Here is a 22,273-nt window from a genome sequence, read left to right as displayed (position 1 = left end):
AGCCCAAGCCCTTCGTCTGGAGCAAGAGTGCTGACGACATCCTCACCCGCGAGCGCCGCGCACTCGATGCCCTCGACCAAATCAGGGGAAATCGGTAGCAAATGTCTGACTCGGAACACTAGGACCTAGTCACGTCCATTACGAAGACTTCAACGTCGCCTTTCTTGGCCACGACGCTGTTTTCGATGAGAGCAAGTCTAAGCTCTTCTGCAGAAGCTGGGGGGTTCGCGCCACCGGTCGGTAATTTTAGCTTCTTGTTTTGCGGGACTTCGGGGCCAAACCAAAACACAAGGTAAATACCTTTGCGCTCAGCACGCCAATCGTTGCTGTATAACCTATCGAGTTGTGTGTCCGCGGCGTGCCAGAGGTCCTTGTGCCATTGCCCCTTGACTTCAATGGGCAACATCAGCCGTTCAATTGTGCACCGTATGTCTGCGCGCTTGTCATCGGCGAGATGGCCTTCTGGTTCACAGAGAATTCCGTACGGATAGTCCCCAAGCATCTTCAAGAGAGTGTCTCGGCAGTCTTCTTCGTCCTTGGGAACGTCGTCCATAAAAAAGTCTTTGTACCAATCAACTGGGTGGGACCGAATTTTGCGTTGTGCTTCAAGTAGCTCTTCCAGAACAACTGCTTGAAGTTGATCCATTGTTTGCGGTTGCCCATCGTTGAGCACTGACTCGAGATCGGCAAGTTTGGGAGGCACATAATTTTCTTCGACAACTTTTTGCGCCTGTTCTGCAAGGGTCCTCTTTAGGTAGTTTGTATAGCCATCCTCAGGTGCGTCACAAAGCGCGCGCAGTTCTTCAACTGCTTCGTCCGAAGTTAAGCCCCCAAGGCGATTGATCAGTGTACCCAGATAGTCTGCAGCGTCCCAAGGATTTGCGTCGCCCGTTGTCATGCCACTGGGATGAGGCACGTTCGACCAAAGCTTTCGAAAGCATCGTATGATCCAAGAAATCTGCGCGGCAGAGAGTCGTACCGGCTGACCTTCATCTCGGCGTCGACCGAAACGAGATCGCAAGTGCCAAAGGAAGTCGCGGTCATCACGTCGCGCGCTTAAAATCTCTTCTTGAACAGCTTCATAGTCGACAAGTAGTGCAACCGCGTCCCAGTCAGAGCGCCGCTCATTATCGTCGATATTGCTCGCTCTACGTTTGCCGACATATTGTTTCAAAAACCTGAAATCGCCAGCTGCTATGACGAAGTCGATAAGCTCAGTTTCTGCTCGATGCGACATGTTCGGAAACCGTTCGAGCCATTCACATGCCAGGTTGGTCGCCATGTCATCGCCAGTCGTCCCACGGGCAATCTCATAGAGCCCATCAACGTGTTCCTTTTGGGCTTCCAACTGTGGTTCCACTCGCAAGCGCCAAAACTTTTCGCAAAGCCCTGGTCTGCTCTTGATTTCTCGCTCCACAACTTCAGAAACTTTGTCGATTTTGGCATGTTCCAAAATATGGGTGAATCGAATTTCAAGAAGAACAGCGAGTAGCCTCTCGCCAGACAGATCATCAAAAGGCCTATTGTTGCGAACCCTCTCAGCAGCTGCAGCGACGAAAATATATGCGGCGTCCCAGCGCTTGCTTTCGGCGTAGGAAGTAGCAATTTCTTGAGCGGACGGCGTTGATCTTTCATTCGAAAGAAAAGCTTCGAAGCCTTCGAACGCAGCAGCTTGAAGTTCCTGGCCCAACCATTGCTCGATCCGTTCATGGGCGGGCACGTCGTCGTCCATGTCCGAGAAAAGGTTCAAGTACGCCTTAGCAGGATTAACGACTTCGCCATATCGCCCGCCGCGAAGATCGTCGATGTGTTGGAGAAAGTTGGCTCTGTGCTCCGCCCACGTTTTCTGCTGTTCCTCGTTTCGTTTTCGGTCTCGATCTTCCTGCTTTATCTGCCAATCTGGAACCTGTGGGTTGGCTAGTTGTTTGAGGAACGTCTGGCCATCTCTATCGGTCGCGAACGGAATGGCTGCTTTGCGCACGCTCTTTCCGCGTTCTTCATCGTGGGGACACAGGCGGACGAGGTCTTTCCAGCGGTCTCCTTCGGCCTCGGCCAAAGGATCAAGACACTCCAGAAGGGCAATGATGTCGCCTTCATCTGGGTACAGCCCGTTTAGTCTGCCGCTGAGCCTCCAACCCCGCATCCAGACCGTCTTGGAACCTGCCTCTTCCAACAATGCAAAACGCTGAATTGTTCGTCTCGCATAAATGTTGTTTTTCAGCCAGTTTGAGATTGCTTTCTGAGAGTCGTCTCGAAAGCCACGACATTCTCCAATAGACGACAGCCACTTCCATAGTTTCATCGGGTCGACATTACCCAAAGCCAAGCGTCTTTCGGTTAGCGCATAGACCACGTTGATCGCATCTGAGTTCTCGAAACGATCGAAGTCTTTGCCGAGCAGGGCACTCAGGTAGTCGGCCAAAATGTCGAGAACGGGTTCGATCCGTTCATCCGGAAGCCGTTTCTCTAAACCCCACAGCACCCCACCGATCCTATGTCGCGGTTTGTGAGGAAGTGCACACAGGCTGAGCCCGCTAAACGCTACAATTAACTCAACGATTTGGGTGTCCGTTGGACCTGCGAAGCTGATAACAGGAAGTAACTCCACCGCGAGTCGTAGCGAACTCTCATCCGATAGACTGTGAAGATGTGCGAGCATCTGAGCCCAGTCAATCTCATCTTGTGACAAATCGGACAGTGCATCACCAGCTATTCGTCGTTCGTGGAACGTCACATTTGGATCAAGCACCAAGTCTTTGAGGGTTCTAGAGAGCAAAGGCGCAACGGGGGACCCAGAAACCGAATGCAAGAGCATTGCTCTTAGAAAGAATGGCGTTGACCTAGATACAACTAAGTCTCTGATTTCTTTTTGAAGAGATGTCTTCGCAATACCTTTCAATGAGTGTGCCTTGTCAAAGTCATAGTACCTGGGGTCCCGGTCACCTAGGTCGAAGAGGGCTTCCAAAAGAGCACGCGACTTAGAATCCGAAAAGTCATCAGTGTCGCTATACTCCACCACTCCCATTGGATCGGCAGCAATAACATGCGTGGCCAGGCGAGCGTCTTGGGCAAACCATGCGTGCACACCTCTCAGACTAGCGGGAACAAGCCCATATCCATGAAAGAGCTTAAGCAGGCGTCGTCGTTTTCTGTCAGTATCCGCCTTTTGCGCAAGCCAACGAGCCGCGAGGAACTCGCCAACGCTCCTGTGCGTGTAGCTGAACCTATCTGGGTCGCCCTCAACGTTGCTTGTGAGCAACCGACTGCCTAGGACCGCATCAAGAGCTTGCCGTGATGCCAGCATACCCACTTCTGTCACAGAAAGATCATCTTGGTCCATCGCCGGAACAGGTGATCTGGAAACTGCTCTCTTGCCAGTTAGAATGAGAGAAGAAAATGCAGCCCCGGCAGCATCAAGAGCTTCGTTTTCACTTAACCTGGATAGCGAGGCATTCGGCTTTTGTTGACTGTGCTCGGCCCACAAATTCGCCACTGCAAGTCGGAACAGCGCCGCTTTCGAGGTGGGCAGTTCTTCACTGTTTGCGACCGCTCTAATCAGCTTCAGCGTTTGAGGGTTGCCAAACAGCCCTTCAAGACCGTTTTCCTCAAAGTGGGTGAGAACAGTCTCGGCGCGGTCACCTTCCATATCCTTCGACAACAGACTACGGGCATCGTCTCTAGAGATTGGTTCCAGAAATAGCTCCAGTGGATCATTGCCATAGGCGTCCCTCATAGCTTGTACGCTCGTGGCGCTTCTCCAATCAGCCACTCGGCATGAAAGAATGAAGTTGGGAAACCCTGATTCTTCTAGAGCAGCTAGGACAGCGTCGACAGCATCTCCTTCAGCTTGAACAGCTAATTCATCTAGTGCGTCTATGACGAAGGTAGTCGCGTCACCCAAGAGACTTAAGGGATTGGTCGATCGGATCAGGCGTCTTGCGTGAACAAATTTGTAGCCAGCCTCTTGTCCGATTTCTTCTAGTAGTGTCGTCTTTCCCATTCCAGCATCGCCCAAAACGACGATGGGTTTCGTCCGGCCTAGAAGGTCAGCTTGGGGCAGCTCAAATACTTTGCCATCGGCGTCAACGCCGCTCAGTCGCCTCGCAATGATGGTGTCAGTCATGATCTTCTCTCAAAAGCGCTTGCCGCACTGAACGTGACGCTGTCGTTCAGTAGTAGAAGTCCCCGCATTGATCTACAACCGCTGGAATGTTCGCCACCCAAACAGCTTCGAGTTATCTGTGCTTTACAGCAAAAAACTCCATGCGAGTTCTGCCTCGCTAAGTGGGGCTTTCTGCAGGAGCAGCGAACGTCGGGAATGCGGGCTGCGGTTGCAGTATGGGAGCTGCACAGTCAACGGCGGCTCTGGGCCGTGAGTGACCGCCTCCTGCGGCCCGTCAGCTGTTCGGCTCGCCGCGCAGCCGCAAGTCCGCTTGGAGCCCAAAGCTCCGGATGCCGCGCAGCCGACGAACGGCGGCTAAACTGAATGCCGCGAACAGTTTGGCAGGGTGACAATTTGTGTATAAGGTCTTCAGATGGACAACATGAGCTCCACGGAAGCGTTTTTCGCGTCCCTCCCGTTGCACGAAGACTTTGCCACGCTGTCTGATGCCCATATTTACGCACCTTTGCCAAAAGACTGGTGGGTCGCGACTTCTGACATCACAGGATCAACACAAGCCGTCGCAGACGGACGATACAAAACCGTAAACATGGTCGGCGCCGCCGTGATTTCAGCGCAGATGAATGCCCACAAAGGCAAGCCCTTTCCCTTCATATTTGGCGGAGATGGTGCCGGATTTGCGGTCCCTCCGGAATGGAGAGACCGGACGGAAGAGGCCTTGTTGGCCGTGAAGGCTTGGGCGCAAACCGAGTTTGACATGGACCTGCGGGTTGGAATGACGCCCATCGCAGACATTCGTGCTGCGGGTTTGGATGTAACTGTTGCGCGATTTCAGGCTTCTGAAGGCGTTGATTACGCGATGTTTTCTGGTGGCGGCATGAGTTGGGCCGAGGCGCAAATGAAGGCAGGTGCTCAGATAACGGCCCAACTGCCCGAAGGCACCAAGCCAGACCTCACTGGTCTGTCGTGCAGATGGAGCCACATGCCAAGTCAACATGGCGTCATTCTGTCGGTTGTTATTCTGCCCTCCAACGGTGTTCCCAGCCCAACCTTTTCAACCTTTGTGCAGCGCGTTCTACGAGTTGCGCGCCGGCTTCCAAGCGCGGGTCACCCGGCGGAAGCATCTGGGCCAGACGTCAAATGGCCACCAGCGGGAGCGACGCTGGAAGCCCATGCGCAACGCGGTGATGGGACACTTGGGGCAGCGCGGCGCAGAGCATTGTTCGAGAGTTTTGTCGCATGGTTGCTTATCAAGACGGGTTTGAAACTTGGTGGCTTTGATGCACGCAGATATCGGCGCGTCGTAGGAGAAAACGCGGATTATCGTAAATTCGGCGATGGTTTGAAGATGACGCTTGATTGCGACCCGGACACTGAGAGAAAATTGCGCGGCCTGCTTGAGCAAGGTGCCGCAGATGGCATCGTCCGTTTTGGTCTGCACGCTCAATCAGAAGCAATGATGACCTGCATCGTGCCCTCTATTCTGGCGGATAACCATGTGCATTTCGTCGATGGCGCATCGGGTGGATACACTGCGGCAGCAAAATCAATCAAACACGGCACCAAAGCATAGGATCAGGTCTGTTTGATCTGGTCCGTTCTCCTTGCATTTACGAACTTGACCTCGATTGAGTCTCTCAAGAAGGTCGGGGCCCTTATCTGTGCATCGTCCATGAGATTTCGAATTCCACCACGGAAAGGTAGAGGTACGAATAACACGACCGACTTCAAGTTCTGGTGGCCTACGCCTTTGGTACACCGATCGGAGACAAAGAGGGTCTGGAACCTACAAAAGTGGTCATTTGTGGCGCTGAAACCAATGGCTACTTCGTCCCGCTCAGCGGACCTTGGACTGCCAGACCATGCTGCACCAGGTCATGGACGACCGCTTCGGGGAAGCTGCCCTGCAGCGAGGCCCAACCTGGCGAAGATCGGCTCAGGGCCGGCCGCGACGGCCGGCCCGTCCGGTTCAGATTTCCACCGCCTCGGCGATCGCGAGCGCATCTTCCAGCTCGACTCCGAGGTAACACACCGTGCTGTCCATCTTCGTGTATTCAAGGAGGAGTTGCACCGCCCGCAGGTTACCGATCTTTCGGTATATCTGCGCGACTTTCGTTCGCCGCATGGAATGGGTGCCATACGCGCTCGGCTCAAGGCCGATCGATGTCACCCAGTCTCGGACGAGGCGAGCATACTGGCGCGTCGAAGTGTGCCGCCGCTCATGGAACCGTCCGGGCCAGAGATGTTTCGATCGGACCATCAGTGGCGCTTCGAGCCATGCTCCGATCGCTTTCCGAGTACCTTCGGTGATCTCGAAGCTGACCGGCCGCCGTGTCTTGCTCTGAACAATCGCCGCGCGATGCTTGACCTGCACTGCCGCATAGACGTCAGCGACCTTGAGGCGCACCAAGTCGCAGCCACGCAACTTGCTGTCGATGGCGAGGTTGAAGAGCGCCAGCTCACGAATTCGCTCCGCGATCTCGAGGTGGACTCGGATCGCCCAGACGTGCTTGGGTTGTAGTGGCCGCTTCTGGCCGACGACCCTCCCCTTATTCCAGGCGGGGCGGTGGGCGCGGATAGCTGCTAGATTTGCAGTAGACATGACGGATCCTCCGATCCACCACGCCCGCCGCGTCGTCGGCTTTAGACCGACGACCCATCATAGCACCGATCCCGCAGCGAAGGTCGGCTTCGAGTCCATCGCGAATGACGAGGATTACTGCTCGCCAGTGTGACGATCAATGAAAAGAGGCAGAGGGTTTTTCCTTCGGCCTTTCTTATTACGTCTCCTGAACTGGCTTTGATAAGCTCGACGCTGGCGCGTCACCTCATAGAGAACAATACCAGAGCACGTAGCGAGGTTCAGGCTTTCAATCATTCCGAACATCGGAACAGAGATGCACATGTCGCTCCTGCTGACTGCGAGTTCGCTAATACCCCTGCTTTCATTACCAAACCAAACCGCGAGTTTGTGGTGCATTGTATAGTCGGCTTCGTGAAGCAGAAGATTTGTCTTTCCCTTAACGTGTGGCGACGTGACAATAGACACGAACCTGTTGCGCTCGAGGTGAGCCAAGCATTCTTCCGTGCTGTCGAAGCGCTTCACAAAGGTCCATTTGACCCCTGAAACTGAGGTCGAGGAGAGCGCTTTCTGTTCTCGCATCTCGGTCCAGTCGTCCGGTAGTTTTCTGCGCGGGTCTACGACATATACCTTTTCCGCACCGAGAGCGTTTGCATTACGGATGACCGTTCCAATATTTCTTATCTCTGTGGGGTCTTCGATTACGGCAATCAGGTTCTTGCAAGTGAAAGGCTTGATCTCGTCCGACCGCTTGCGAACGTTAGTTTTCGGCAGTTTTGCTTGCTCTACACTCACGTCCTTAGTCCTGTATGGCTCCATTCAGGAGCCAATAAACGCTGCTCGGCAAGACATGTCTACCTAGGCAAGCCTATGCCTGCTTTTCTGCACAGCGGACTTCGCCTGCCCGGCCATGCTGCACGATGTCACGGATGACCGGTTTGCGGAAGCTGCGCCGCGGCGATAGGCGACACGGCGAATGGCGCCGTTTTTCCAAGCCACATGGGAAGCCCGGGGTTGACAACAAGCGGGTGCTGAGACTGATTGTCTTCAGCAACCGCAATGGTTTGCGCTGGCGCGACGCTCCTGCTGCTTATGGTCCTCGCAAAACGCTTTACGGCCGATGGGAGCGTTGGAGGTGAGTGGCTGAACGCCACTGGTCCGAGAGAAGCCACGAACGGGGCATCTTCGCGCGGATGATGGCCGGACTGGCGACGGAAGACGGCGAAGAGAAGACCGTGATGATCGACGCGACATACCTCAAGGCCCATCGAACGGCGACCGGCATGGCCGCCAAAAAAGGGAGCGTGGTCGTCTGATCGGTCGAACCAAAGGCGGTATGAACACCAGGCTGCACGCCATCTTCGACAGTCAGGGACGACCGATCGACTTGTTCGTTACCGCCGGACAGGTGAGCCGATTACATCGGCGCACGGGCCCTGCTGAGCGGCCTGCCAAACGTCAAATGGCTTCTCGTGGATCGCGGCCATGATGCTGACTGGTTCGGAGAAGCGTTGCAGGATAAGGGGATACGCGGCTGTATCCCAAGCAGAAAGAAACGCAAGACACCGTTCAAATACCCCTCTCGGGACATTGTTGCGCAATGCCCTGCCGGGCAGTGATCGAGATCATGTTTGGCAGGTTCAAGGATTGGAGGCGTATCGTGACGCGTTATGACCGCTGCCCCAAGGTGTTCCTCTCCGCCATCGCGCCCGCGGCTCTCGTCACCTATTGGTTATGAATCCTGACCCTAGGGTGGCGCAGGCTTTCAGCCATTACCGGATCAAAGCCGAGGTAGCCCGACGTCTGACCCGGAGTGATCTCGGTCCTCATGGTCAGCTACGCAGACTATCAGCCCTTCAGTCTTGATAGATGTCTTGTCGGAAATAGAGGTAAAGGGGCAGCGCGAATGACAGACCGACAAGAGCGCCTGCCGGAAGGACGAGCCACCAGTTGCGGACACTGTGCTGCTGAGCATCAATCCGCGACCAAACCCAAAACACCCCAATTGAAATCATGACATCCGCCGAAAATCCGCCTGCAGCGCCGTTAGAAAATAGGCCGCTTACAAAAAGAGGGATATCGTACCCGTTTTCTGCAAAAAAACTGGCAAAAAATATCCAAGGAACAACGGCTCCAAAAACGGACATAACGAGGTAGAAGCGGCGAAGAGACATAGAGAAATTCCAAGGTGGTTTGCTTGCAGCGCAATGTAGGGGCGAAGCAAATTGAAACACAATGGGCTCAGATGCGGCCATTATTCCCCGGGCCCGTGTTGCTGGCGGAGACACGCAACGAAGAAGGGGAGCCCGGGAGGCTCCCCTTCGTCATTCGCGAAGACGGGTGGGATCAGCTGAACTCGCCGGCAAGGTAGTTCCGGGTCAGCTCCTGCTTGGGGTTCGAGAACAATTCCTTCGTCGGGCCGGTCTCGACCAGAAAGCCGGTGCGGCCGCCCTTGGAGATGTCGACCGAGAAAAAGGCTGTCGTGTCCGCCACCCGCTGCGCCTGCTGCATGTTGTGGGTCACGATGGCGACGGTGTAGTCCTCCTTCAGCTCCAGCATCAGCTCTTCCACGACGCGGGTCGCGATCGGGTCGAGGGCCGAGCAGGGTTCGTCCATCAGAAGGACCGTGGGGTCTGTCGCGATGGCGCGGGCGATGCACAGGCGCTGCTGCTGGCCGCCGGACAGGGACAGGCCGTTCTGCTTCAGCTTGTCCTTCACCTCTTCCCACAGGCCCGCGCGGCGGAGCGACTGTTCCACCTTGTCGGCCACGTTGCCCTTGTAGCGGTTCAGGCGCAGGCCGAAGGCCACGTTTTCGAAGATCGACATCGAAAACGGGTTGGGCTGCTGGAACACCATGCCGATGTTGCGGCGCACCAGGACGGGGTCGATGTTCGGGGCATAGATGTCCTGCCCCAGGAATGTGACCGAGCCTTCCAGCCGGAAGATCGGGATCAGGTCGTTCATCCGGTTCAGCGACCGCAGGACGGTGGACTTGCCACAGCCCGACGGGCCGATGAAGCCGGTGATCTTGCCCTTCTCGATGGCGATGTGGCTGTCGCGGACCGCCAGGAAGTCGCCGTAATAGATCTTGTTCACATCCGCCTCGATGGCGGCGACCAGTTCGGAACGCGGCGTGATGCCGGCGTTCTTCATCAGTTCGGTGGCCTGCGGATCGATTGTCATGGTCATGGGACTGGCCTCCTGTCGCGTCAGACGCGTTTCCGGCCGACGATGCGGCTGAGAATGTTGAAGATGAGAACGATCAGCACGAGGATCAGCGACGCGGTCCACGCGAGCTCGATCTGGGCCTCGAAAGGCATGCTGGAGAAGTTGAAGATCAGGATGGAGAGCGAGGCGGTCGGTTCGAACAGGCTCGACATCCAGTAGTAGGAGAAAAGCGCGGTGAAGAGCAGCGGCGCGCTTTCGCCCGCGGCGCCGGCGACAGCCAGCATGATGCCGGTCAGGATGCCGGGGATGGCGGTGGGCAGGACCACCTTCCAGATCGTCTGCGTGGGCGTGCAGCCCATGCCGATGGCCGCGTCCTTCATCCGCTGCGGCACCATCCGGACGGCCTGTTCGGCGGTCAGGATGATCGTGGGCAGCATCAGGACCGATAGGCCGATGCCCCCGGCGACGGCGGAATAGGTCTTCATCACGATGACCAGGGCGGCATAGACGAAGACACCGGCCAGGATCGACGGGAAGCCGGTCAGCATCTTGGCGATGAAGCGCGTGGTCTTGGCCAGGATGCTGTCGGGCGCGATCAGGCCCAGCACCAGCCCGCCCAGGACCCCCACGGGGATCGAGATCAGCGAGGCGATGCCCACCATCACCAGCGTACCGATGATGGCATTGCCGATGCCGCCAGAGCCGTCGAGCGCAAAGCCCGCAGGCGGCAGTTCGGTGAAGAGCGACAGCGAGATCTTTCCGCCGCCCTTGGCGATCAGCATGTAGAGGACGGAAAACAGCGGGACCGATGCGATCACGGCCATCACCCACAGGAAGGTGGTGAAGGCCTTGTCGGTCAGCGCGCGGCGTTCGCCGGGCTTGCGGGTCAGGTCGGGCACACCCGACCGGATTGCGGTAGCATCACTCATGGGCGACCTCAGGACACTTGCTGCTTGTTGGAGAAGGCCATGATCAGCACACCCGCGACGTTCACCAGAAGGGTGATGCCTAGCAGCGCCACGGCGGCGTATAGCAGCGCCTGCTGCTCGATCGGGCCGGCTTCGGGCCAGGAGGAGGCAAGAAGCGCCGCCAGCGTGTTGGCGGGCGCGAAAAGCGACCACGAGATCTGGTTCGAGTTGCCGATCAGCATGGCCAGCGCCATCGTCTCGCCCAGGGCCCGGCCGAAACCCAGCACGAGGGAGGCGAAGATGCCGGACGAGGCGGTGGGCAGGAAGACCTTGAAGATCGCCTCGCGCCGCGTCGTGCCCATGCCATAGGCCGCTTCCTTCACCTTGCCGGGGATCAGCTGGAACGCGTCCTGGCTGATGGCGGCGACTGTGGGCAGGACCATGATGGCCAGCACGATCACCGCGGGCGCCAGCCCGGGTCCGGGCAGTGCGGTGGAAAAGATGCCGAGGAAGCCGAACGTGTCGTGCAAGAAGTCGGCGATGGGGCGCAGCACCGGGATCAGCACGTAGATGCCCCAGAGGCCAAGGACCACCGACGGGATGGCCGCCAGCAGTTCGACGATGGTGCGGAAGATCTGCGCCAGCCAGCGCGGCAGGTAGTCCTGCGTCAGGAAGATCGCGACCGACACGCCGAAGACCCCGGCAATGACCAGCGCCAGCAGCGAGGAATAAAGCGTGCCCCAGATTTCGGCCAGGATGCCGAACTCCTGCTTCTGGGCGTTCCAGGTCTGGGTCGTGAAGAAGCTGAACCCATAGTCCTGCATCGCCGGCAGGGCCTTCACGCCGATCTGGAAGGCGATGTAGACCAGAAGCAGGATCACCCCTGCGGCGGCGGTATAGCAGGCCGCGCGGAAGAGCCGGTCGGAAATCCGCTCGGACGCCCGGATGCCATGGGTGACGGTGCCGTCCCCCGTATCGAAATTGATCATTGTCATGGTGTCGGACCCAGACCCTTGTTCCTGCCGGTCGGAACCGGCCCCCATTCGCCCCAAAGGCCGGGGGGCGTGGACGTCACGCTCTCCGGCCGGAAATCGCGGGAGGCCCGGCGCATCGGCTGCGCCGGGCGCACCGTGTTACTGGATCTTGTCCATCTCGGCCCGGACCTTCTGGACCACGACCTCGGGCAGGGGCACGTAGCCCATCGCGTCCGACATCGTCTGGCCGGTGGTCAGGCCATAGTTCACCATCTCCTTCAGGGCGGCGACCTTTTCGGCGTCCTGGCCCGAGGCATAGAAGAGCAGCCAGGTGAAGGTGGTGATCGGGTAGGTCTGCTCGCCCTCCGGATCGTAGTTGAACGACCGCATGTGGCTGTCGAAATCGGCCTGGGCCAGGGCCGCGGCGCCGCCTTCGGCACCCGGGGCCACGAAATTGCCGGCCTTGTTTTCCAGCAGTGCCGCCGGAGTCTTGGTTAGCTTGGCATAGCCGTATTCGATGTAGCCGATGGCGCCCGGCGTCTGCTTGATGGTGGCGGTGACACCGTCGTTCTTGGGCGCCTGGACCAGGTTCGACGCGGTCGGCCATTCGACCTGCTTGCCGTGGCCCACTTTCTCGGCGAACTCGGGCGAGATCGCGGCCATGTGGCCCGAGAAGTTGTAGGTTGTGCCCGAGCTGTCGGAGCGCACGACGACGGTGATGTCCTCGTCCGGCAGGTCGACGCCCGGGTTGGCCGCGGCGATGCGCGGGTCGTTCCACTTGTCGATCTTGGTCAGGAAGATGTCGGCATAGACGTCGCGCGGCAGCTTCAGTTCGTCCGCGCCGTCGAGGTTGTAGGCGATCACGATCTCGCCCGCGGTCATGGGCGCCAGGATCACGCCGCCCTTGACCTGCGCGATCTCCTCGTCCGACATGGCCGCGTCCGAGGCGGCGAAGTCGACGACACCGTTGATCAGGTCCGAGATACCGGCGCCCGAGCCCTTGGACTGGTAGTTCACCTTCACGCCGGTCGAGCCGGCCATGTCCTTGAACCAGGCGGTGTAGAGCGGGAACGGGAAGCTGGCCCCCGAGCCGGTCAGGCTGACGTCCGCCGCGACCGGGGTTGCGACGACAGCAGCAACGACCGCCGCTTTGAGCGTGTGGGAGTGGAACATGAATGCCTCCTTGCAGATCCGATGTCCGCGCCGTGGCTACACGTGCCTCCGTCTTAGCTTTGCGTCGATTTTTTGAATTTTTTGTAACGGAACAGACGAAATGCCCGGATTTGCCGGCGTGCCGGCGGTGGGAGCCGGATTGGTCCGCAAGTAGACAACATCCCTGGGTTGTGGGTATCGGGAATGCCGGAAATCGGGAAGAACTGATGCGGCCCGGCTGACCGGACGCGCGCGTGCCCGGGACGGGGAGGGGGCTCTGCCCCCGCCCGCCGGAGGCGGGCCCCCCGAGGTATTTGAAGACCGAAGAAGCGGGGGCGCGCGCCCGGACCGGCAGCCGTCAGAGCCTGGGGCGGCTGTCGGCGGTGTTGTACCAGCCGCCGGTCGCCGCCTCGTAGGCGGTGGCGAGCTGGAAGGCGGTCGCGTCCCGGTAGGTCGGGGCCACGATCTGCATGCCGGTGGGGACGCCTTCCGTGCCGAAGCCGGTGGGGACCGAGATCACGGGGCAGCGGCTGTGCATGTTGAAGGGGGGCGTCAGGACCCAGCCCATCGCGCTTTCCATCTCGACACCTTCGATCACCAGCTTTTCCGCAGCGCTGTCGAAGGCGGCGGGGGCGGCCGGAATCGCCGTGGTGGGGCAGATCAGGCAGTCGTAGCGGTCCAGGAGCGGGCCCAGCTTCATGTAGCTTTCGCCGGCCACCTGGAGCGTTGCAACGAAGTCGGCGCCGGTGGAGATCGTCGCATCCTCGGCCACCTTGCGGACGTAGGACGTGAGTTTGTCGGCATGTTCCGGCAGTGCCTCGGACAGGGCGCCGCCGAAGAGATGGCCCAGGTAGTTGAAGCAGGCCTGCGGGACTTCGGGACCCCAGCCGATGTCGACCTCTTCCACCTCGGCGCCGAGGCTGCGGAGGATCTCGGCGGCGGCCAGCGTGTTCCGGCGCACGTCCTCGCGCACGGTATAGCTGCCCAGGTCCATCGAAAGCGCGATCTTCCAGCCCTTGATGTCGGGGTAGGAGGTGGGCAGCGTCAGTTTCGGGTAGAGCGAGGCAGCGTCGTGGGGGTGCGGGCCGCACATCACGTTCTGGAGCAGGATCAGGTCCTGGGTCGACCGGGCCAGCGGGCCGGTATGGCAGTAAAAGTCGTAGTTGAAGGGGATGTCGTCCGGGTTCCGCCCATAGGGCGGCTTGAAGCCCAGGACGCCGGCGCAGGATGCGGGCACGCGGATGGAGCCGCCGATGTCGGAGCCGGTGGCGAGCGTCGTGGTGCCGGCGGCAAGCGCGGCGCTGGCGCCGCCGGAGGAGCCCCCGGGCGTGTAGTCGGCGTTCCAGGGATTGCGGGTCACGCCCCAGAGCCGGGACCAGCAGACCACGGCGGCCGAGAATTCGGGCGTGGCGGTCCGGGCGTGGACAATGGCGCCTTCGTTCAGGATCCGCGTGTTGTTGGGCGAGGTGAAGCTGGCCGGCGGGTCGTTTTCGTGGAGGAGCGAGCCATGGGAGGTCTTCTGCCCCTCGATATAGCTTTCGTCCTTCACGGCGACGGTGAGGCCGTCGAGGCAGCCCATCGGGGCGCCTTTCGCCCATCGGGCTTCGGAGGCGCGGGCGGCATCGCGGGCTTCGTCGAAATGAGTGTAGGTGAAGGCGTTGATGCTGTCGGCCGTGGTCTCGGCCCGGGCGATCTGGGCGTCCAGCAGCTCGACCGGCGACAGGGTCCGGTCGGCGAAGCGTTTCAGCGCCTCTGTTGCGGTGAGGTAGAGAAGGTCTTCACTCATGAAATGTACTCCTGGTTTGGAAACATGCCTTTGGCGTGGATGATGGGGGGCGGGAACCGCAGACCTTGCCGGGCGGTCCGTCCCGCCGCCGCAGGTTGCGTGCCTGGCACGCACCGGGGGCCGGATCAGGAGCGGGACCGCACGATGGCCGCCGCTCCCTTGCGGCGGTCGGCCTGGTAGTCGGGCACGCGCGGGGCCATGGGCCAACCGGTGTTCCTGACTGCGACAATACCGCGGCCGATCCTGGCAGGCAGGCCGTCACGCGCGCCGTCCCGTCCAGCGGTCCGTCGCCTGCCAGCGTGCGGGCCACGGCCGGGATCACGCCTTGCGGGACCGGGAAGACGACGTGTCGGGACGCGGGGCCCATCCCGTTCGAGTAGCCTTCGGGGACGATCCGGCCATCGAGCCGGATCGGAGTGCCGTCGGTATAAGTGTCGTCCGGGATCCGGCCCCGGCTCTTTACCGCACCGGACCGGGTCGTCACGGGGAGGCGTGCGAAATCGGAGAGGTCGGTTGGCATCTTCCAAAGCGTTTCGCCCCGGGGCATGTCGGCGGTGGAGGTCACGCTGTGCATGGTGCGGAAGGCCCGGCAGTTCCAGGGCGGGGTGTCCCGGCGCTGCGCGGGCACGCGCCATTCCGGGGGGAAGGGGGATCCCTGCATGACCGGCAGCGGCTGTTGGGAGTTCTTCCAGGTCCGGGTCAAGGGGGCGTCTCCGGACGGCGCGGCAGATCCGGGCCTGCGCAGTCAGTCAGGTCGTGTGGGGAAGGGGCGGCGCAAGGCCGCCCCGGACAGAGACGTGAGGCCCCCGGGACCGGGGGGCAGGGCCGCGGGACACAGGAAGGTGCGCCGCGGCGGCAGGATCACTTCTGGAGATCGGTCCAGATGCGGGTATACAGCTTCTGGACGTCCGGCGAGCAGGTCGGCGTGAAGTGGCCGGCCTTCTTCAGCTCTTCCGGCACGATGATCTCGCGCGCGGTCTTCATGTCCGCGGGCATGAACTCTTCCGAACCCATGATGCCATTGGCATAGCGGGCGAAGTCTGAAATCAGCGCGGCGTTTTCCGGATCCATGATGAAGTTCTGGAAGGCCTTCGCCTCTTCCGGGTTCTTGGCGTCCTTCAGGACGGCGACCGAGTCCATCCAGACAACATAGCCTTCCTTCGGATAGCCGTAGTGGACGGCCGGGTTCTCCAGGCGGACACGGAAGCTCGACCCGTTCCAGTTCGTGCCGGCCCACAGGTCTTCCTTGATGAACTTCTCGATGTTGCCGTAGTCCATGCCCAGCCAGCTCTTCTTGGCTTCGACCAGACCGTCGCGGACCTTCTTCAGAAGTTCCTTGTCGTTGGTGCAGGGCTCGCCGCCGTAATACAGGATGGCCAGGGTCATCACGTCGCCCATTTCCGGCACGACGTTGATCTTGCCCTTCAGCTCTTCCGGCGGGTCCAGGAAGATGGCCGACGTGTCGATGTCGCCATCGTAGTACTTGGTGTTCACCGAGACGCCCGTGGTGCCCCACTGCCACGGCACGGTATAGTGGCGGCCCGGATCCCAGTCGACATCGACCCAGGTCGGGTCCATGTTCTTGAAGTTTTCCATCTGGTCGGGGCGGCTTTCCATCAGCAGCCCTTCCTGGATGAAGATCGGCACCCAGGAATTCGACGGCACGACGATGTCGTAGCCGTGGCCGCCGGCCTTCACCTTGGCCAGAGCGGTATCGTTGCTGTCATAGTCGGTGACGGTCACTTTGATGCCCGTCTCCTTCTCGAATTTCTCGATCAGCTTGGGGTTGGTGTAGTTGCCCCAGTTGTAGATCTGCAGTTCCTTGGCAGAGGCGGCACCGGCCATCAGGGCCAGGGCCGACGCAGCGGCAAACAAGGTTTTCATCAGTACTCTCCGTTCGTGTTGGTCTAGGTTGTTATCCGGCTTCTCGGTGACCGGGTTCGGGTGGAAAGGCGCCGTCAGCGGCGGTTGCTGCTGACCCAGAAGAAGATGGAGACCAGCACCGCGCCGGCGAAGACCACGACAGTCGAGATCGCGTTGACCTCGGGCGTCACGACCCGGCGCAGCTGGCCCAGCATGTAGGTGGGCAACGTGTCCTGGCCCGCGGATTTCACGAATTCTGTGATCACCACGTCATCCATCGAGATGACGAAGGCCAGCATCAGGCCCGCGATGATGCCGGGCATCATCAGGGGCAGGGTGACCCGTGAAAAGACGTGCCAGCGAGACGCGTAAAGATCGGCTGCGGCCTTTTCCAGGCTGTCGTCCATCGTTTCCAGCCGGGCGCGGATCGGCAGGTAGGCGAAGGGGATGCAGAAGGCCGTGTGCGCCGCGATCAGGTAGATCATCGAGGTGTGGTTGGTCACGACCTTCACCCAGGCGAAGACGATCAGCAGCGCAACGGCGGTCACGATTTCCGGGATCATCAGCGGCTGGTTGATCATCGCATAGATCATCGTCCGCCCGGGAAAGTGCCGCGTCCGTGTTGTTGCCAGCGCCGCCATGGTGGCCGCCACGGTGGAGATTGCGGCCGCGACGAAAGCCAGCATTAGCGACCGGAGCGCGGCCGACTGGACCTGTTCGTTATGGGCCGCGGCCACGTACCATTTGAAGGAAAACCCTTCCCAGACCGCCAGCGAGGTGCCGGCGTTGAACGAGAAGGTCACCAGGATCAGGATCGGGGCATAGATCGCCACGAAGCAGAAGATCGCGATGGCGGAAAAGCCGGGGATCGTCCGGACCGAGAAGGCAGAGCGTTCAGCCATCTTTTCTCTCCTGCGACGTGATGCGGATATAGTAGATCAGGGCGATCATCACGATCACCATCAGCAGGAACGACAGGGCCGCGCCCAGGGGCCAGTTGCGGCCGGCGCCGAACTGCAGCTCGATCAGGTTGCCGAACATCAGGTTCTTGCCGCCGCCCAGCACTCGCGGCACGACATAGGCGCCCAGGCAGGGGACGAAGACCAGGATCGAACCGGCAATGATGCCGGGTTTGATCAGCGGCAGGATCACCCGGGTGAAGGCGTGCCAGCGCGAGGCATAGAGGTCATAGCAGGCCTCCAGCAGGCGCACGTCCAGCTTTTCGACCGCGGCATAGATCGGCAGCACCATCAGCGGCAGGTAGACATAGGTCATGCCGAAGCCGATGGCGAAGTTGGTGAACATCATCTGCATCGGTTCGTCGATGATGCCGACGAAGATCAGGACGTTGTTGATCACGCCTTCGGCGCGGATCAGTTCCTGGATGGCGATTGTCCGGACCAGAAGGTTTGTCCAGGACGGCACCGTCATCAGGAACAGCCAGAATTCGCGCTTTCCCGGGGGGCGGGTCGAGATGAACCAGGCCGTGGGCAGGCCGAAGGCCAGCGTCAGCACGGTCGTGATTATCGACAGCGACACGCTGCGCCAGAAAATTGTCAGGTGGGCATCGGCCCATTGCAGCGTGTCGTCGAAGATGTCCCGCTGCACCAGGATCGAGGACCAGGCATTGGTCGAGAATTCCCATTTCACGCCGGAATAGTCGCCGGGTGTCAGGAAGGAATAGATCACCATCACCAGAAGCGGCCCGGCCGCGGCCAGGAAGATGATCATAAGCGCGGGCACCGACATCAGCCAACGGTCGCGAGTATCGCGGCGGACGGCTTCGGCTTCCAGCTGCCCGGCATCTTCGGGCAGGTCCATCGGTGTCAGGTGGCGGGGTCCGGGTGTTGCTGTGGCCAAGGCTTCAGTCCTTCAGCACGGTCAGCGCGCCCGGCGCGAAACCGATCCGGACCGGGGCGCCCTGTTCGGGCAGGCCGCCGGAGTGGGGTGCATTGGGGACGCGGACCTTCAGCGCCTCGCCCGAGTCCAGCCGGGTATGGATGCTGGTCGCCTCGCCGGAATAGACCACCGTTTCGACCGTCGCGGGCAGGGCCGACGGATCGGACGACAATATCGCGTGTTCGGGGCGTAGAAGCACGCTGACGGCGCCGTCCTCGACGTCTGCGGGACGCTCGACTTCGTAGGTGCCGCCGGTCCTGAAGGTGACGGCATTGCCCGACAGCGTCGCATCCAGAAAGTTCGATTCTCCGATGAAGTTGGCCACGAACCGTTCCGCCGGCCGCTGATAGATTTCCTGCGGCGACCCGATCTGAAGGATCCTGCCCGCGCTCATCACCGCGATACGGTCCGACATGGTCAGCGCTTCTTCCTGGTCGTGGGTGACGAAGACGAAGGTGATGCCGGTTTCATGCTGAAGCCGCTTCAGCTCGATCTGCATTTCCTTGCGAAGCTTCAGGTCCAGCGCCGACAGCGGTTCGTCCAGCAGCAGGACCTCGGGCTCGGGCGCCAGTGCCCGCGCCAGGGCCACCCGCTGCTGCTGACCGCCGGAAATTTCCGAGGTGCGGCGCGACTTCATCGCCTGCATCTGCACCAGGTTCAGCATCTCGTCGACGATCTCGTCGATCTGCTTCTTGGGCTTGCCCAGCATCTCCAGGCCGAAGCGGATATTGTTGGCCACGCTCATGTGGGGGAACAGGGCATAGGACTGGAACACCGTGTTCACAGGGCGCCGGTTCGGGGGCAGGCGGGTGATGTCCTTGCCGTTCAGCCACAGCGTGCCGGCGGTCGGCGGCTCGAACCCGGCGATCACCCGCAGCAGGGTGGTCTTGCCGCAGCCCGACGGGCCGAGAAGCGTGAAGAACTCGTTTCTGGCGATGGTCACCGACACGTTGTCAAGCGCCCGGACCTCGTCCTCGCCCCGGTAGACCTTGGAGATTCGGCGAGCGTCGATGGCAATTTCCGCCGCTGGATCCGATGTATCCGCCGGTGGCGTGGGATCCGCGTCCGAGACGGGCACCTGCGCTTGTGCTTCCATGATCGCCTTCTACCCCCTGATACTGCTGCATCTGCTTATCGCTTGTGCAGCCGCTGACGTTTCGTTGAGCGTAACGGATGTTTCTCGCCGCAGGCAACCGCGGCACCATGGGCATATTGGAATTTGATCATTTTTTTGGCAATTTCCCTTGCGGCGCGCTCACGGAAGGTGCCGCCATGTTTCACATTGCGTGATCAATTGTTACGTGAGTCACATTCTGGCATTGCGAAGGAGTGCTGCCATGGCTGAAACCGTTATCCTGAACGCCAAGATCCTGACGATGGATCCTGCGCGTCCGACCGCCCAGGCCCTTGCAATTACGGGGGAAACGATCGCTGCCGTCGGCACGAATGCCGAGATTCTGGATCTCGCGGGGCCGGCTACCCGCAAGATCGACGCGCAGGGCTGCACGGTCATGCCGGGCTTCGTCGAGGCGCACCTGCACCTGTTCATGGGCGCAATGGGGCGGCGCCTGCTGCAGCTTGGCGGGGTCCAGGGCCTGCCTGCGCTGCGCGACGCGCTGCAAGCCTATGCGGCCCAGCGGCCGGACGACACGCTGCTGTTCTGCAAGGGGGCGAGCTACAATCTTTTCGGCGAGAACGTCCGGACCACGCGCCAGATGCTGGACGAGGCGCTGCCGGACCGTCCCGTGCTGCTGATGTCCGACGACCACCATACCGCATGGGCCAATACCATCGCGCTGGAAAAGGGCGGCATCCTGAACGGGCGCAAGACCGCCATCGGGACCGAGGTGGTGATGGCCGACGACGGCACTGCCGCGGGGGAACTGCGGGAACACGATGCCTATGCGCCGGTGGCGGCCCTGCGCAATTTTGGCGGCCGCGAAGGGCTGGGCATGGACGGGCTGGAACCCGAATCCGTGACGCCGGCGCAGCGCGAGGAAGACATCGACATCCTGACCGACGGGCAGAAGTACTGTGCCTCCTTCGGGTTCACGTCTGTCCACAACATGGACGGCAACCGCTATCAGCTGGACCTGCTGTCCGAGATCGAAGGCCGCGGCGATCTGCTGTGCCGGACCGAAGTGCCGTTCCACCTGACGCCGTCGAAGCCCCTGGAAACGCTGGAAGAGGCATCGGCCATGCATGCCGATTTCAAGGGCCCCTACCTGCGGTCGGGCCGGGTGAAGATGTTCATGGACGGTGTGATCGACAGCGGCACGGCCTTCATGCTGGACGGCTATGCCGACCAGCCGGGCCATAACTGCGAACCGCTGCACAGCCAGGAACGGTTCAACGCCGCCGCCATTGACGCGGACAGGCGCGGGTTGCAGATTTCCGTTCATGCCATCGGCGACGCGGCGATCCGTTCGGTGCTGGACGGTTACGAGGCGGCCCAAAAGGCCAATGGCAAGCGCGATTCGCGCCACCGGATCGAACATCTGGAACTGGTCCATCCGGACGATCTGGACCGGATCCGGGACCTGGGCGTCATAGCCTCGATGCAGCCGTCGCACCCGCCGGGGGCGATGGACTTCCCGCTGCAGCCCTGGTGCGACCGGGTGGGGGCGAACCGGCTGAAGGACGCCTTCCCGGTGCGTGCGCTGAAGGACCGTGGCGTAAAGTTCGCCTTCGCCTCGGACTGGCCGGTGGCCGATGTCGACCCGATGCGCGGCGTGCAGGCGGCGGTCACCCGCAAGCCCTATGCCGACGGTCTGCCCTCGAATGCCACGACCCTGTTCGAGGCGCTTTACGACTACACCTATGGCGGCGCCTATACCGGCTTCGACGAAGGGCGGCTCGGCCGGATCGTGCCGGGCCTTCTGGCCGACATCGTGGTCATGGATCACGACCTGGAGGCATTGCCGGCCGAAGAACTGGGAACGGCCCGCGCGGCGGTCACATTGTGCGGCGGCCGCGTCACCTTTGAGGCCTGAACGCTGCCCTTGCCCATCCGCCCTCCGGTTGACTAGGTTGCCGCCTGAACACCGGAGGGGGGAAGACAGATGGGAACTTTGTCGGGCAAGCGCGCCTGGATCACGGGCGCAGGGACTGGCATCGGCGCGGCGGCAGCCGTCGCGCTGGCCGAAAGCGGGGCGGACGTCATCCTGACGGGCCGCCGCGCCGGGCCGCTGGAAGAGGTGGCCGCCGACGTGGCGCGTGCCGGCGGCACGGCGACGGTCCTGCCGATGGACATGGCCGACCGAACCGCGGTGGCCGAAGGGGCGCCGCGCAATGTCGACATCCTGTTTGCCAATGCCGGGCTGAACGTGCCGAAACGGTCGCTGGCGACGCTGGACCTGGCCGACTGGGACAAGGTCGTCGCGGTGAACCTGTCGGGCGTCTTCTATGCGGTCCAGGCGGTCCTGCCGGACATGCGGGCGGCGGGCGCGGGAACGCTGATCCTGACGGGCTCCTGGGCCGGGCGCTATGGGACGCGCATGTCGGGGGCAGCCTACAACGCGACCAAGCGGGGCGTGATCTCGCTGGGCGAGGCGGTGAACGAGGAAGAGGGTGGCCACGGTATCCGCGCCACGGTGCTGATGCCCGGCGAGGTGGCGACGCCGATCCTGGAAAACCGCCCCGTCCAGCCTTCGGACGACGACAAGGCGCAGATGCTGCAATCCGAGGATCTGGCCGCCACCGTCCGTTTCATCGCCGAGATGCCGCCGCGGGTCTGCATCAACGAGATCCTGATCTCTCCGACCTGGAACCGGTTCTACCGCAACATGGACGATGTGCCGGCCCGGTAGCCGCCCCCTG

General features: G+C 61.0%; 16 protein-coding genes and 2 pseudogenes. 4 read left to right on the top strand and 14 right to left on the bottom strand.

The window, feature by feature from the left end; translation table 11 throughout:
• Nucleotides 1–118: 118 nt before the first annotated feature.
• A complete protein-coding gene (locus tag FQK05_RS04985) occupies nucleotides 119–4,123 on the bottom strand; it encodes an NACHT domain-containing protein (RefSeq protein WP_158964737.1) in 4,005 nt (1,334 codons plus the stop codon).
• Nucleotides 4,124–4,544: 421 nt separating this feature from the next.
• Here FQK05_RS04985 and FQK05_RS04980 point away from each other — a divergent pair, with 421 nt between their 5' ends.
• Nucleotides 4,545–5,696, top strand: coding sequence for a DUF3095 domain-containing protein (locus FQK05_RS04980; RefSeq protein WP_199252595.1), 1,152 nt, complete (start codon nucleotides 4,545–4,547; stop codon nucleotides 5,694–5,696).
• A 396-nt stretch (nucleotides 5,697–6,092) separates the two neighbouring features.
• On the opposite strand, the gene FQK05_RS04975 is transcribed toward FQK05_RS04980, so the two are convergent.
• Nucleotides 6,093–6,725, bottom strand: a complete 633-nt coding sequence (locus tag FQK05_RS04975; protein WP_158964735.1) for a tyrosine-type recombinase/integrase — start codon at nucleotides 6,723–6,725, stop codon at nucleotides 6,093–6,095.
• 114 nt (nucleotides 6,726–6,839) lie between these two features.
• Nucleotides 6,840–7,499, bottom strand: a complete 660-nt coding sequence (locus FQK05_RS04970; RefSeq protein ID WP_199252594.1) for a TrmH family RNA methyltransferase — start codon at nucleotides 7,497–7,499, stop codon at nucleotides 6,840–6,842.
• A 134-nt stretch (nucleotides 7,500–7,633) separates the two neighbouring features.
• Here FQK05_RS04970 and FQK05_RS04965 point away from each other — a divergent pair.
• A pseudogene (locus tag FQK05_RS04965) lies at nucleotides 7,634–8,442 on the top strand (IS5 family transposase).
• Here the strand turns inward: FQK05_RS04965 and FQK05_RS04960 are convergent.
• The 11 genes and pseudogenes from FQK05_RS04960 to FQK05_RS04910 form a co-directional block, all read right to left on the bottom strand.
• A pseudogene (locus FQK05_RS04960) lies at nucleotides 8,442–8,540 on the bottom strand (IS5/IS1182 family transposase); the annotation flags it as partial. The pseudogenes FQK05_RS04965 and FQK05_RS04960 sit on opposite strands and share 1 nt — an antisense overlap.
• Nucleotides 8,541–8,560: 20 nt before the next feature.
• Nucleotides 8,561–8,878, bottom strand: a complete 318-nt coding sequence (locus FQK05_RS04955) for a DUF2834 domain-containing protein (RefSeq protein ID WP_158964823.1) — start codon at nucleotides 8,876–8,878, stop codon at nucleotides 8,561–8,563.
• Nucleotides 8,879–9,050: 172 nt separating this feature from the next.
• Nucleotides 9,051–9,893, bottom strand: a complete 843-nt coding sequence (gene pstB, locus FQK05_RS04950; protein ID WP_233270360.1) for a phosphate ABC transporter ATP-binding protein PstB — start codon at nucleotides 9,891–9,893, stop codon at nucleotides 9,051–9,053.
• A 20-nt stretch (nucleotides 9,894–9,913) separates the two neighbouring features.
• A complete protein-coding gene (gene pstA / locus FQK05_RS04945) occupies nucleotides 9,914–10,801 on the bottom strand; it encodes a phosphate ABC transporter permease PstA (RefSeq protein ID WP_158964733.1) in 888 nt (295 codons plus the stop codon).
• A gap of 8 nt (nucleotides 10,802–10,809) precedes the next feature.
• A complete protein-coding gene (gene pstC, locus FQK05_RS04940) occupies nucleotides 10,810–11,775 on the bottom strand; it encodes a phosphate ABC transporter permease subunit PstC (protein ID WP_199252593.1) in 966 nt (321 codons plus the stop codon).
• A 138-nt stretch (nucleotides 11,776–11,913) separates the two neighbouring features.
• The gene (gene pstS, locus FQK05_RS04935) at nucleotides 11,914–12,927 is read right to left on the bottom strand and encodes a phosphate ABC transporter substrate-binding protein PstS (RefSeq protein ID WP_158964732.1); all 1,014 of its coding nucleotides are present in this window, start codon (nucleotides 12,925–12,927) and stop codon (nucleotides 11,914–11,916) included.
• A gap of 337 nt (nucleotides 12,928–13,264) precedes the next feature.
• Nucleotides 13,265–14,692, bottom strand: a complete 1,428-nt coding sequence (locus tag FQK05_RS04930; protein WP_158964731.1) for an amidase — start codon at nucleotides 14,690–14,692, stop codon at nucleotides 13,265–13,267.
• 861 nt (nucleotides 14,693–15,553) lie between these two features.
• Nucleotides 15,554–16,576 (bottom strand): ABC transporter substrate-binding protein, encoded by a 1,023-nt coding sequence (locus FQK05_RS04925; protein ID WP_158964730.1) that lies wholly within the window; start codon nucleotides 16,574–16,576, stop codon nucleotides 15,554–15,556.
• Nucleotides 16,577–16,650: 74 nt separating this feature from the next.
• A complete protein-coding gene (locus tag FQK05_RS04920) occupies nucleotides 16,651–17,457 on the bottom strand; it encodes an ABC transporter permease (protein WP_158964729.1) in 807 nt (268 codons plus the stop codon).
• Complete coding sequence (locus FQK05_RS04915; protein WP_158964820.1) at nucleotides 17,450–18,376, bottom strand: ABC transporter permease; 927 nt, start codon at nucleotides 18,374–18,376, stop codon at nucleotides 17,450–17,452. Before FQK05_RS04915 ends, FQK05_RS04920 begins: the two co-directional genes overlap by 8 nt.
• A 43-nt stretch (nucleotides 18,377–18,419) precedes the next feature.
• On the bottom strand, nucleotides 18,420–19,550 hold the full coding sequence (locus tag FQK05_RS04910) for an ABC transporter ATP-binding protein (protein ID WP_158964728.1): 1,131 nt from the start codon (nucleotides 19,548–19,550) through the stop codon (nucleotides 18,420–18,422).
• 241 nt (nucleotides 19,551–19,791) lie between these two features.
• Between FQK05_RS04910 and FQK05_RS04905 the strand changes: the two genes are divergently transcribed.
• Both FQK05_RS04905 and FQK05_RS04900 read left to right on the top strand, forming a co-directional pair.
• On the top strand, nucleotides 19,792–21,447 hold the full coding sequence (locus FQK05_RS04905; protein WP_158964727.1) for an amidohydrolase: 1,656 nt from the start codon (nucleotides 19,792–19,794) through the stop codon (nucleotides 21,445–21,447).
• 69 nt (nucleotides 21,448–21,516) lie between these two features.
• Nucleotides 21,517–22,263 carry an SDR family oxidoreductase gene (locus FQK05_RS04900; RefSeq protein WP_158964726.1) on the top strand — a complete coding sequence of 249 codons (747 nt, stop codon included), beginning with the start codon at nucleotides 21,517–21,519 and terminating at the stop codon, nucleotides 22,261–22,263.
• Nucleotides 22,264–22,273: the final 10 nt, after the last annotated feature.

Origin of the sequence: Chachezhania sediminis (assembly GCF_009765275.1) — a bacterium.
Lineage (GTDB): Bacteria > Pseudomonadota > Alphaproteobacteria > Rhodobacterales > Rhodobacteraceae > Chachezhania > Chachezhania sediminis.
Note: the sequence above shows the minus strand (reverse complement) of the source record. Positions and strands in the feature narration are given on the sequence as shown.